The following is an 11,084-nucleotide window of genomic DNA, read 5'->3' as shown; positions in this document are numbered from 1 at the left end:
CGAACCGCAAAGGACGCATAGACACGAAGTGGCTTCCCGAAGGGTAGGACACAAAGGAATAAGAGTTTTAGAGGGTTATTGCGTAAGTCCTGAGATAAGAATTCAGGAGTCAAAATCAAGACATTTCCCAAATCGCTTTATCAGGTTTTTAATCCCAGCTTGTCGCAGTTCATGCAAAAGGGCGATCGCACCTGACAACAAATCCTTAGATGTCATTTTTTGGATCAATTCCACGTGGGAATTTTAATTTTCGGAAACCCCTTATATCAAGCCTAAATTAATAACTTTTTGCAGAGCTTTTTCAAAAGTTATACCTTGCTTGATGGCGATATACAACAATACTATTGCGGCAGAACGAATCGAATTATCACAATGTATCAAGGTCGGTTTGGGTAATTGAGCGATGGTCTGATATATCTGGAGCGTATCTTGATGATTAATGTCTTGAGTTTTAATTGGAAAGTTAAGGTAGTACAATCCCAAAAACTCAGTCTTCTCCTGTTCGCTAGGGAGCAACCCTATTTCATTGGGCAAACGTAGGTTCAGTACAGACTTATAACCCTCATGAGCTATTTGTTGTAGCTGGTCTAGTGTAATTTGTCCAGCGATCGCCAAGTCATCATTAATTTTTCTAACAATATTCATCAGCTGGATCAACCTCATTTTACCAATGTTGCCCCCATTCTAAATTTAAGAAAACAATTTGAGGAACTTGTGAGGGATTGGGCATTAGATAGAAAGCCCAAAACAGATGTAAAGTTATTAATCACTTTTATTTATCGTTTTGAAAAACAAGAGTATTTGCTCTTATTTAGTTGTAAGCCATAATATTGACTTCATGAGTTCCCTAGATACCTTGCTGAGACATCAAATCACCAATTTGATTAGAGGCGTAGTTTACTGCCGTAGGCATCGCCTCTAAAAACTGGAGAACTGGCTGATGACTAGCGAACCTCGATCGGTTGTCGTTAGCTAAAACAGTCACAAAATCTCTTTCTCTGTTTTTACATTGTGCAGAGAAGAACTAGGACAAACAGCATTGAATTATCGTGAGCAACAATTATGAGTTGGTTAATTAGTACATTACTTATTGGAATCTCTGTCGCTTTTGCAACCACCTTCGATGACAATTTATACTTGACTGCTTTTTTTGGAAAAGTCAATCGCAGCTTTCGTCCTAAGCATATTATTATCGGTGAGTTTCTTGGATTTACTACCTTAGTATGTGCTAGTCTTCCTGGTTTCTTCGGCGGTCTTCTGATTCCTAGCACCTGGATTGGATTACTAGGTCTACTTCCTATCGCCATTGGTATCAGTAATCTCATCAGCCGAGAAGAGGAAGGAGAGACAGTGCAAGCTGTGTCAGTTGACTTAACCTCTCCTGTCAAATCCGAACGCCAGAAAAAATCACTATTAGCAACCATCCGCGATCCTCAAACCTACCGCGTTTCTGCTGTCACCGTTGCCAATGGAGGAAACAACATTGGAATCTATGTACCGTTGTTTGCTAGTAGCAATCTTCCAAGCTTGGGTGTAATTCTGTGTGTTTGCTATTTCAGTATTGGGGTGTGGTGCTTCCTCTCTTACAATCTGACTCGTAATCCTCTGATGGCTCCTGTTTTAACTCGCTACGGTCGAAAAGTCTTCCCCTTTGTCTTAATTTACTTGGGACTTTCTATCTTAATTAAAAGTGAATCATATCGACTTTTACCTAGTCTGGCAATGCTTTCTAATTAGGCATGAAGCTATATCTACGAGATGCTACGCATAGCTTTCTTCCCCGTAGAGGTACAGAATACTTGCTATCAGTGTCGCAGCCAATCTGAAAACTTGTTACTTGGGGATGCGATGTCTACGAATAACGAAAAAATCACGCGATCGCTTCCCACCCATAAAGATTTTTTAATCATTTGAATTTATCAATTTGAATCAAAATAATATTTGCTCTTATCAATCAACTTATCTAAAGTGAGAATAAAGCAGATTACTGATGGCTCTTATACAAGCAAACCCACTACTACGAATAATCACAGCAAGGAACTTATGAATCAATCAATTTCCAAAAAACTAACTCGGTGGATCGTAACAGCAGTATTTCTGGTACTTGTAGCAGGATTTTCCCTCCTTGACCAGCCCAGCGTTAGAGCTTTAACACTAACACCATCTATATCTACTGAATCTGAACTAGCTCCGGTTGCATCACCAGAGCCTGTAACTTCCCCAGTCATACCTCCAGTTGCATCACCAATGGAGACTGTAACTTCCCCGGTAATACCTCCAGTTGTACCCCCAGTAGTGTCTGTAGCAGCAAATGTTAGACATTTATTACAAACCAATGAATGTGTGGGATGTAACCTAACTGGAGCAATGCTCAAGGATGCAAACCTGCAAGCGGCAAACTTAGAGAATGCCAACTTACAAAATGCAGACTTAGAAAGAGCTAACTTGCAGCAGACAAACTTACAAGGGGCAAACTTTCAAGGAGCAGATTTAGGTAAGGTAAACCTTTTAGGAGCAAACCTGTTAGGAGCAAACCTATTTGATGCTGACCTAGAGAAAGCCAACCTGCTGGGAGCAAACCTGCAAATGGCTAACCTCCAGGGCGCAGACTTGGAAAAAACAAATCTCACAAATGCAAACATCCAGGGGATTAACCTGATGGGGGTTGATTTGGAAGATGCTATCAGACCGGAAGGATTCACTGTTCAGTAATTAAACTGAACTTATCTGTACAAATTTAATAATAAACTTCACAAGCCTTATTCAGTAATGAATACAGGCTTTTATTTGTAAAAGGGACTAGAGATTGGGGACTGGGGACTGGGAATAGTTTTCAACTCTTATAGGGTGTTTACAAAATAATTCTTAAGCATTTGAGTGCCTATGATTACGGGCTAATCGACGTAACATTAGATGCGTCATAGAAGCTTGAGAGTCGATAATTCCTGCGGATGGCTCCGCATCTTTTCCCTCGATTTTTCGTAGCTGCGTAGGCGTAGCCCGTCGTAGACATCGCAGAACCGAATGGATTTTTTGCCATACGTCCCTGCGCTGCCAACGTTGAAAATACTAGTATACAGTTTGCCATGCCAGTAAGGGGGTAAATAGATTGTATCGGGTGTGACAACAGCGAACATACAACTGAACCTCCACCCTCACTGTAATGCTTAAATATCAACTGCTGCGACTAAAAAATACAGCAGCGACAATAATTAAACTTAAAAGTACCAAGGGAACCCAGAGATTAGGGATATCTGACAAACTCATAAGTAATTTAAGTAAGTAGAATTGAATTCATAGATTTAGCTGGTTGCTAATATACAAGTTGTCGTCACTACACTAATTTTTGTCGTTATCACACAATAAGTTGTCGTCACTACACTAACTTATGTCGTTATCACACAATAAGCTGTTGTCACTACACCAACTTATGTCGTTATCACACAACAAGCTGTCGCCACTACACTAACTTCTGTCGTTAGTACAAAAACTTAAATCGTTAACCCTATGCCTCCTTTAGCAAATTCTTCAACAGTTTTCTGTGAGAATTCATGAGTTGCGATCGCCTGCAACATTGCCAATGGTAAAGTCAAATGATCTGCCCCAGCTTGCAATGAAGCGGCTGCTTCTTCAGGAGATTTGATGCTAGCTGCCAAAATTTCTGTATCACTACCTTTGAGGACACTAGCCATATCCCGCACTAAGGCAATACCATCACCTAATAACCGCGTCGCCCGATTTACATAAGCTATGGCAATTTTCGCTCCCGCCTCCCGTGCAACTGCTGCTTGTGCTGCACTGTAAATTGCTGTCACCGAACAGGTAATTTCTGGTGATAGACTCGCCACCACTTCAAAACCTAACGGTGTTGCCGGAATCTTTAAAATTGTTTGCGAACCAATAATCTCGAAAGCTTTTCTACCTTCAGCTAGCATCCCAGCTTTATCAGATGCTACAAGTTGATAGTATAAGGGGCCAGAAGTCAAGGCAACCAAATTTTTGAGCGTGATTTCTGGTGGCGTATCGCTTTGAGCCAACAGGGTGGGATTAGTTGTAATGCCTTTCACCCATCCCCAAAGCTTAACAACTTCAGCCTCAGATGCGATCGCTGAGTCTAGATAAAGTGCCATAATTCGTTTCCGATGAATTCTCAGATATTAATCCATAACAGCCACACACAAATATTTTGGCATTCTTTTCAGAGGATAATTTCTTTGATAGCGGTTATTGTTTGGATGTAATACACGGTGGGCTAGCATATTTGTGTGCTTGTACTGTATTCCACCGAATTTAAAACAGTTATAAAAACAGCCTACACGGAGAATTTAACATGACCAACAAAGACTCATGATACAAACCCCTGAATTTATTTATCGGGATTATTAATTTTGAATTTTGAATTTTGAATTCGGAGCAAAGCGACGTGACATCTCCAGAAACGGTTACATGGCTACAAGAACGCACTAGTTTAGGAATTCTTTCACACGAAGTCTTAAATGCGATCGCACAAATAATTGAAGAACAAGTTGTGCCAGCTGAAACTGACTTAGTTAATGAGGGTACTCCTCCAGAAGCCCTTTATATTCTTGTAGAAGGTCAACTTGAAAGCAATACCACCAATGAAACTAACCCAGCCTTAGCTTGTGGATTCCTCCCTGGATCTGTAATTGAACTCAAAGAATTGCTGTTGGATGAATTAACTCCATTCACAATTACTACAGTAACCGAATGTCACTTCTGGGTTGTACCTGCTGCTAAATTTCGTCTCTTAGTCACCCAATACTCTGAAATTGCTCAGGCTTTTTCCCGCCAATTGGCTCAAGAATTAGCTCAGGTGACATCTGCACTTGGCTATGAACAAGAACGTTCCATAGCTTTGCGACCATATTTAGTTACTAAAGCGCAACGGGGAATTGTCGGTACAAGTCGCTATGCTGTGCGCCTGCGCGAACAAATTCGAGAAGCGGCGGCTGACCGCAAATCAGTTGATATCTTTGGAGAACCAGGGTTAGAAAAGGACAACATAGCGGCCCTTATCCACTTTGGTTCTCCAAAACGGCGAGAACCGATAATTAAAGTCAATTGCGGTATTCTGCAAACGAGTGGTGCAGATTTATTTGGTCGCGCTGGCGGTAAACCAGGACTGTTGGAATGGTTGGGAGAAGGTACTTTAGTTCTCAACAATATCCAAGAATTACCTGAAGAATTATTACCTCCGGTGACGCAGTTGCTTAAAACTGGCACATATAGCCCCGTGGCTCGTTCGTCAGAAGTAGCATCTGAACCTCGCCCCAGTAAAGCCAGAATTTTGATTGTTTCTGAAAAAACTTTGCCGACCATTGAACGTTCTGTTGGTCACATTATTAAAGTACCACCGCTACGGGTGCGGAAAGCTGATGTTCAAGCACAAGTTGAATATTATACTAGTCTCTACATTCGGGCTAGAGGCGTTCCGAAACCCCACATCACCCCAGAAGCTTTACGTCGCCTCCAGTCTTATGATTTTCCTGGCAATCTTAAGGAATTAAAAAATCTGGTTGAAAGAGCGATCGTCCAAGCCGAGGGTGCTAATGAATTAACAGAAGAAATATTCTGGCCAGCTGAAGCGAAGAAAAAAAGATTTCGGGTGAATCTGTTAAATGCCTATCCTCGTTTGCGGCGATTTTTACGGAGTCCTTGGTGGCCCGATCGCATTAATTATGGTTTTACTGCAACTGCATTTGCAATTATTGTTGCAGTATTATTTATTGGGCCACAAACCCGCGATCGCAATTTCGTCTTAAATCTATTTTGGGCTTGGTGGTGGCCGTTCTTCTTATTTCTCTTTCCCTTTTTGGGACGCATCTGGTGTTCTGTTTGTCCCTTTATGATTTATGGGGAAATTACCCAAAAGTTATCTCTGTGGCTGTGGCCGCGAAAACTCAAGCGCTGGCCGCGAGAGGAAGCTGAGAAATGGGGCGGATGGTTCATGTTTGGTTTGTTCACCCTAATTTTCTTATGGGAAGAACTCTGGCATTTAGAAAATACCGCTTACCTCAGCGCTTGTTTACTGTTGTTAATTACCGCTGGGGCGATGATTTTCTCCGCGCTTTTTGAGCGGCGGTTTTGGTGTCGATATCTGTGCCCTATTGGTGGAATGAATGGTTTATTTGCCAAACTTTCAATGACAGAACTCCGCGCCCAGCAAGGGATATGTTCTGCGAGTTGCACCACCTATCAGTGTTATAAAGGCGGGCCGCAAAAGGGCGAAGGCATGGAAACCAATGGATGTCCTTTATACTCGCACCCAGCGCAGTTAGAAGATAACAGAGATTGCGTACTGTGTATGACTTGTCTTAAAGCCTGTCCCCATCGTTCCGTTGAATTCAACTTGCGTCCCCCTGCAATTGAACTGTGGACAACTCATGTACCCCGCACTTATGAAGTAGCATTATTGTTTTTGCTATTGGGTGGGATATATCTGCATCGTTTGCCAGAATTACAATCTTGGTTGGGATTACAACTGGATTTAACTCAGTTTTGGCAGCACTTGGGATTATCGCTGCTAGTGTTAATTATCCCAACGATCTTTACCTTTGGGGCTTATGGTTTGCTGAAACTGTTGAACTTTAACCGAAAACCAAAATCATTCGTAGAACTTGCTTATGGCTATTTACCATTAGTGTTGGGGGGAAACTTAGCTCATTATCTGCGTTTGGGCTTAGGTGAAGGTGGGCGGATTTTACCCGTAACTTTTGCTACTCTTGGTTTGAGTGGAGAACAATTGCCAATATTGGTTGCTCACCCGGCTGTGATTGCCTTTTTGCAAGGTGCAACGATAATTTTCTCAGTGTTGATGACTATGTTATTAACGCAAAAGATTGCCAAGCAACCAGTAAGCTCGCTCTTTGGGCAATACCTAGCTGCGATCGCTTTGGGAGTTAGTATGTGGGCAATTATCGTGTTGTAGTAAAAAGATTTCCTTTTTAACAGAAGGGCATTGCTACTCTAAGGTACTAAACCAGGATTCTAAATCCGCGATCGCCTGAAAATCCAACAATGCTTCGCCAAGATTTTCTAACTGTTCTAAGGAGAGATTTTCAATCCGCGATCGCACCTCTTGGGGTAATTCTCCCACCCGTCGAGTAAGTAGACGGAGAATGAGCAATTGCCCTTCTGCTTTTCGTCCTTCTTCTCGTCCGCGTTGCTCTCCTCGTTGTTCCCCACGTTGTTCGCCTTCAGCAAGAATTTCTTGATAAATTACTGACTCGCGCATCATACCCTCCCGAAATAATTGTCGAATCAAATCCTGATTGTATTTTAACCCCGCTAAGATTTGGGTGTAGGCGGAAATTTCTGGTCTTTGTCTTGGCTCAAGTTGATTAACTTTTTCCACAACTCGTTGTAATAAGTTTTGAGGTTGCGTCGTTGCTGCCAGTGGTGCTAAGGGTAATAAAGCTGGATCGTTGAGGAATGATTCAGGATTTTCTGACCACATTTGAATTACGCGATATTCATGACGAGTAGTTTCGACTGAAAAGACAGTTTCAATTACGGTTCCTGGTGCAGGAGGAAGTAATAATACGACAACTTGCGTTACTGGTAGACGATATAAACGATACAAGCGTACCCAATAATCTAGCATCCGCAAGGGTAGTGGCGGTGTAGATTCTAGTTTGGTTTGAAATTCTAGATGGAGAATGCGTCCTTCTAGCTGTAAGAAGGTAACGTAATCAGCGCGAATCGGTTCAATACTCAATTCGGTTTTGAGAACTTTGACGCTTCTTTGCTCTGTACCCAAAACCCAACTAGCAAAACGTTCGGGATGTTTTTCAGAAAGTAGTTTGCAGAGATTATCGAAGGACATTGACGATCGCCAACCATTGAACAAAACATTGCTATTATCTCGTGTAGCGATCGCCCGTTTGGATGCAATGAACTGCGATTTCTCTCCTAATAAAGAGAAAGGCTTTGAATCTTCTCCCCTTCCAGCAACAAAAGTTATTCTGTTTCCCTCTCCTACGAGGAAAGGTAGGGAAGGGGTTGGGGGTTAGGTCTTTATTAAACTCAACTGAAACCCAATACTACTCGGGTTTTGGATTTTGAACTCAAAATTTGGTTTGGGGAAAAGGTTAAAGGGGAAGGGTTAAAGGTTTTTTCTTTCCCTTTTCCCCTTACCCTTTTCCCCAAAACCCGACAAGTATTGAACTGAAACCCGCTATATTTACCCAAGCGATTTATAATCACTTGAGCTAGGTGCAAAATGTTAATTAAAAACATTCTTCCCCACGAACGTGATAGAAAATACTTGTATGATTTATGATTTTTGACTCATAGTATAAGGATTACAGATAATGCATGTTATAAAAAGAGCGATCAAACCAGCACCTTATATATCATTCCTCCACATCTATAAAACTACTTGGGGGACAGCTGGAGATATTTGTTTAATCCGTGAATCTGTCGCTGAAGAAAGTACAGCAAAGTTTATTGGTCACAAAGTCCAACTAGTAGTTCCAAAAGGACTAGAGCGCGATCGCATTGCCAACTGTCCGATCATTAAAGTTGCTGGTAATGTCGGTGACGGACATCCTAAAGAGCATCCCTTGGAATGGGAGGCTTATGAAGGCGTAAGTACAGAACTAGCTGAAGCGGCTCTCAAACCTTGGGGCTTCAAGTTAATTGAACTCTAATGTGGGTGGCGAGTTGATCGGCTCAACTCGCTGCAATCAGTAATCGTTAAGCTCAAAGGTCGGTAGCAATACTTCTCGGGTTTGGGGGAAAGGGTAAAGGGTAAGGGTTAAAGGTTTTTCTTTCCCTTTTACCTTTCTCTTTTTCCCCAAAACCCGAGAAGTATTGAGGTTGGTAGTGGTTTTTTCAAGTTTTGGCTATTATCTGCGTAATACCATTTCACGAAAATAATAAAACAGATGCAAACCCTGAAACCCTGACTAGGTAGGACTTTCTTAATTACGAATTACGTTCGCGTAGCGTGCCGGAGGCTCTACTACGAATTACGAATTGGTATAAGTCCTGTTCTTGATTTAATAAAAATCTGACCTTTCACATCATGTAGAAAAGCTAACGCTAAATCTAATCCCTGACCAAGCTTCATTAACTAGGGAATAGAAGCGAGGTTTTCTAGATAAGAGTGAAAAGTCAGATATTGGAATGAGTGGAATAAAGAGATTGTGTCTGTCTTATCGGCAAGTAGAATCAATGCTCAGTTCACTTAAAACTAAGCTTAAAACGTAGGCACAGGAACAGGTACAGGGATTCCACGTTCCCAGCCGCGATCGCGGTCATAGCGGCGATCGTTATCGCGGTCGTAGCGACGGTTATTATCGCGGTCGTAGCGACGATGATTATCGCGGTCGTAGCGACGATGATTATCGCGATCGTAGCGACGATAATTATCGCGGTCATAACGGCGATGATTATCGCGGTCATAACGGCGATCGTTGTCACGAATGTTGCGAAGGTCGTTCTGGCGGTCATAATCACCATTTCTGTAGTGACGACTATGACGTTCGTAGTTACCATCATCGTTGCGATCGTAGCCGTAGCTATCAAACTCAGCAACATAAGACGCTGGTGTATTAGCCTCAGCTTTTGGAGAAATAGCCAAAGCTGATGCAGATGCTATCAAGCCAGCCAGCAAAATAGAGGTAAAGCGGTTCATAATGTTAGTCAAAAATTATTGACATTAATTTATGCAAGTCTAGTCTGTTTAGGAAGAGCAGATTCCACAAGTCTTTAAATCAATCCTATCAGTCTTGAATAAATCGAAAAGTTTTCTTGAGTGCGGTGGTTGAGAAAACTTTTGTTGTCTGTGATACTTTTTGACCTTCCAAATCTCATGAAAAGTTAAAATTAAAATGAGTATTTGAACCGGATGAATCCACCTTTGATCTCCGTTAACGAGTGTTTGAACTCCGTTAACGAGTGTTTGATAATTAAATACGTTATGCTCGCACCTTCCCAGAACCTACCAGCTAAACAAAACGCACACCAATATATGATTAGTGTGCGCTTGCGGTTAGATTTTAGAAATTCTCCAGGTTAGATTTTAGAAATTCTCGAACTTAGCGTTGGTGTAGCCCGCCGTAGGCATCGCATCCTTTATCTTATTCACTACCTCATCGACAGCAATAACTCCCAATTCCCCAGAGGCGCGGGTACGGATACTCAAGGTATTAGTTTCCACTTCCTTAGCTCCCACCACAGCCATCACGGGTATTTTTTCTTTCTCTGCATTGCGAATCTGTTTACCCAAGCGATCGCACGTCATTGAAAACTTAATTTGAATTTCTAAGCGACAGCAAATCCCGTATATTTTCTAACGTTAGGTTCGTGAAATCCTAAAACAATATCTTCTTTAGGTATACCTGCTTGAACGAGTTCATTCGCAATACCATTTTCAGTATTATCGGACTGAATCCAAACTTTACTGTGAATTATTTCGACATGAATTAAACAGCTATGCAGATGTTGTTTATTATCCCAGCCCTCGGAAATAATTAGATATTGATCGTTTTGTGAGTCAAATGCCGCTCGATTACGTATATTAGCATTTGCATAGGAAATATTGAGATATTCTGCCAAACTATTACGTATTATACTTCGGTAATGTTCTAGTTTATCCATTTCGTAATTACCTCTTCTTGGGAATCGGATACAATCAATTTTAGAGTATGGTCTTCTAATAAAATTTTGCCAATTTCTTCTGTAAAAATTCTGATAAACACTGTGTCACGAATTGCTAAATAAAGAATTATTTTTGATTTAATTCGTAGGAGAATTTTTTCATACAATATGTACTGACCAAGAGCATTTTTGAGGTCTTTTACTTCCGATATGCCGATAAAACCTTTTACTTCTATAGCAATTTTCTTTCCCTGCTTTTCTGCGGCTAACAGTTTCTCGGCTGCTAAATCAATAAATATATCCTTCTTACCAATTTTGAGGCTAAGGGGGTCATCCGTAATCTTCCACCCATCTTTGATAAGTGCATTTTTCACACAATCATGATAAATGTCTTTGGCTGGCATTAATTCTGATTTTTCAATTAATCAATTTTTTAGGCTGGACATTACCCAGCCTAC

General features: G+C 41.3%; 13 protein-coding genes and 1 pseudogene. 5 read left to right on the top strand and 9 right to left on the bottom strand.

The window, feature by feature from the left end; all coding sequences use genetic code 11:
• Positions 1-261: 261 nt before the first annotated feature.
• Both RMZ41_RS26895 and RMZ41_RS26890 read right to left on the bottom strand, forming a co-directional pair.
• The gene (locus tag RMZ41_RS26895) at positions 262-645 is read right to left on the bottom strand and encodes a beta-lactamase hydrolase domain-containing protein (RefSeq protein WP_322644079.1); all 384 of its coding nucleotides are present in this window, start codon (positions 643-645) and stop codon (positions 262-264) included.
• A gap of 202 nt (positions 646-847) precedes the next feature.
• Positions 848-985, bottom strand: a complete 138-nt coding sequence (locus tag RMZ41_RS26890) for a hypothetical protein (protein WP_322644068.1) — start codon at positions 983-985, stop codon at positions 848-850.
• Between the two features lie 77 nt (positions 986-1,062).
• On the opposite strand from RMZ41_RS26890, the gene RMZ41_RS26885 reads away from it, so the two are divergent.
• Positions 1,063-1,737 (top strand): cadmium resistance transporter, encoded by a 675-nt coding sequence (locus RMZ41_RS26885; protein ID WP_322644067.1) that lies wholly within the window; start codon positions 1,063-1,065, stop codon positions 1,735-1,737.
• A 306-nt stretch (positions 1,738-2,043) separates the two neighbouring features.
• Positions 2,044-2,712: a pentapeptide repeat-containing protein gene (locus RMZ41_RS26880; RefSeq protein WP_322644066.1), complete on the top strand. Its 669-nt coding sequence runs from the start codon at positions 2,044-2,046 to the stop codon at positions 2,710-2,712.
• 206 nt (positions 2,713-2,918) lie between these two features.
• On the opposite strand, the gene RMZ41_RS26875 is transcribed toward RMZ41_RS26880, so the two are convergent.
• Both RMZ41_RS26875 and RMZ41_RS26870 read right to left on the bottom strand, forming a co-directional pair.
• Positions 2,919-3,137, bottom strand: coding sequence for a hypothetical protein (locus tag RMZ41_RS26875; protein WP_322644065.1), 219 nt, complete (start codon positions 3,135-3,137; stop codon positions 2,919-2,921).
• A gap of 354 nt (positions 3,138-3,491) precedes the next feature.
• Positions 3,492-4,130 (bottom strand): transaldolase family protein, encoded by a 639-nt coding sequence (locus tag RMZ41_RS26870; protein WP_322644064.1) that lies wholly within the window; start codon positions 4,128-4,130, stop codon positions 3,492-3,494.
• A 293-nt stretch (positions 4,131-4,423) separates the two neighbouring features.
• Here RMZ41_RS26870 and RMZ41_RS26865 point away from each other — a divergent pair, with 293 nt between their 5' ends.
• Positions 4,424-6,949 (top strand): sigma 54-interacting transcriptional regulator, encoded by a 2,526-nt coding sequence (locus RMZ41_RS26865; RefSeq protein WP_322644063.1) that lies wholly within the window; start codon positions 4,424-4,426, stop codon positions 6,947-6,949.
• 33 nt (positions 6,950-6,982) lie between these two features.
• Here RMZ41_RS26865 and RMZ41_RS26860 read toward each other — a convergent pair whose 3' ends face one another.
• Complete coding sequence (locus RMZ41_RS26860; protein ID WP_322644062.1) at positions 6,983-7,846, bottom strand: Rpn family recombination-promoting nuclease/putative transposase; 864 nt, start codon at positions 7,844-7,846, stop codon at positions 6,983-6,985.
• On the opposite strand from RMZ41_RS26860, the gene RMZ41_RS26855 reads away from it, so the two are divergent.
• A complete protein-coding gene (locus RMZ41_RS26855; RefSeq protein ID WP_322644061.1) occupies positions 7,824-8,033 on the top strand; it encodes a hypothetical protein in 210 nt (69 codons plus the stop codon). The genes RMZ41_RS26860 and RMZ41_RS26855 overlap by 23 nt on opposite strands.
• 300 nt (positions 8,034-8,333) lie before the next feature.
• The gene (locus tag RMZ41_RS26850; RefSeq protein ID WP_322644060.1) at positions 8,334-8,672 is read left to right on the top strand and encodes a hypothetical protein; all 339 of its coding nucleotides are present in this window, start codon (positions 8,334-8,336) and stop codon (positions 8,670-8,672) included.
• 551 nt (positions 8,673-9,223) lie between these two features.
• Here RMZ41_RS26850 and RMZ41_RS26845 read toward each other — a convergent pair.
• The 4 genes and pseudogenes from RMZ41_RS26845 to RMZ41_RS26830 form a co-directional block, all read right to left on the bottom strand.
• A complete protein-coding gene (locus RMZ41_RS26845) occupies positions 9,224-9,661 on the bottom strand; it encodes a hypothetical protein (protein ID WP_322644059.1) in 438 nt (145 codons plus the stop codon).
• 387 nt (positions 9,662-10,048) lie between these two features.
• A pseudogene (locus RMZ41_RS26840) lies at positions 10,049-10,294 on the bottom strand (His/Gly/Thr/Pro-type tRNA ligase C-terminal domain-containing protein); the annotation flags it as partial.
• The gene (locus RMZ41_RS26835; RefSeq protein ID WP_322644058.1) at positions 10,291-10,626 is read right to left on the bottom strand and encodes a XisI protein; all 336 of its coding nucleotides are present in this window, start codon (positions 10,624-10,626) and stop codon (positions 10,291-10,293) included. The gene RMZ41_RS26835 and the pseudogene RMZ41_RS26840, both read right to left, overlap by 4 nt.
• Complete coding sequence (locus RMZ41_RS26830; RefSeq protein ID WP_322644057.1) at positions 10,614-11,030, bottom strand: XisH family protein; 417 nt, start codon at positions 11,028-11,030, stop codon at positions 10,614-10,616. Before RMZ41_RS26830 ends, RMZ41_RS26835 begins: the two co-directional genes overlap by 13 nt.
• Positions 11,031-11,084 lie beyond the last annotated feature (54 nt).

The organism is Nostoc sp. DedVER02 (genome assembly GCF_034530675.2).
In the GTDB taxonomy this organism is placed as follows: domain Bacteria; phylum Cyanobacteriota; class Cyanobacteriia; order Cyanobacteriales; family Nostocaceae; genus Nostoc.
Note: the sequence above shows the minus strand (reverse complement) of the source record. Positions and strands in the feature narration are given on the sequence as shown.

Excerpts from the sequence above, each read along its gene's own strand:
- RMZ41_RS26870 (WP_322644064.1), bottom strand. The coding sequence starts at position 4,130 with ATGGCACTTTATCTAGACTCAGCGATCGCATCTGAGGCTGAAGTTGTT.
- RMZ41_RS26860 (WP_322644062.1), bottom strand. The coding sequence starts at position 7,846 with ATGTCCTTCGATAATCTCTGCAAACTACTTTCTGAAAAACATCCCGAA.
- RMZ41_RS26880 (WP_322644066.1), top strand. The coding sequence starts at position 2,044 with ATGAATCAATCAATTTCCAAAAAACTAACTCGGTGGATCGTAACAGCA.
- RMZ41_RS26845 (WP_322644059.1), bottom strand. The coding sequence starts at position 9,661 with ATGAACCGCTTTACCTCTATTTTGCTGGCTGGCTTGATAGCATCTGCA.
- RMZ41_RS26850 (WP_322644060.1), top strand. The coding sequence starts at position 8,334 with ATGCATGTTATAAAAAGAGCGATCAAACCAGCACCTTATATATCATTC.
- RMZ41_RS26835 (WP_322644058.1), bottom strand. The coding sequence starts at position 10,626 with ATGGATAAACTAGAACATTACCGAAGTATAATACGTAATAGTTTGGCA.
- RMZ41_RS26885 (WP_322644067.1), top strand. The coding sequence starts at position 1,063 with ATGAGTTGGTTAATTAGTACATTACTTATTGGAATCTCTGTCGCTTTT.
- RMZ41_RS26875 (WP_322644065.1), bottom strand. The coding sequence starts at position 3,137 with ATGTTCGCTGTTGTCACACCCGATACAATCTATTTACCCCCTTACTGG.
- RMZ41_RS26895 (WP_322644079.1), bottom strand. The coding sequence starts at position 645 with ATGAATATTGTTAGAAAAATTAATGATGACTTGGCGATCGCTGGACAA.
- RMZ41_RS26830 (WP_322644057.1), bottom strand. The coding sequence starts at position 11,030 with ATGCCAGCCAAAGACATTTATCATGATTGTGTGAAAAATGCACTTATC.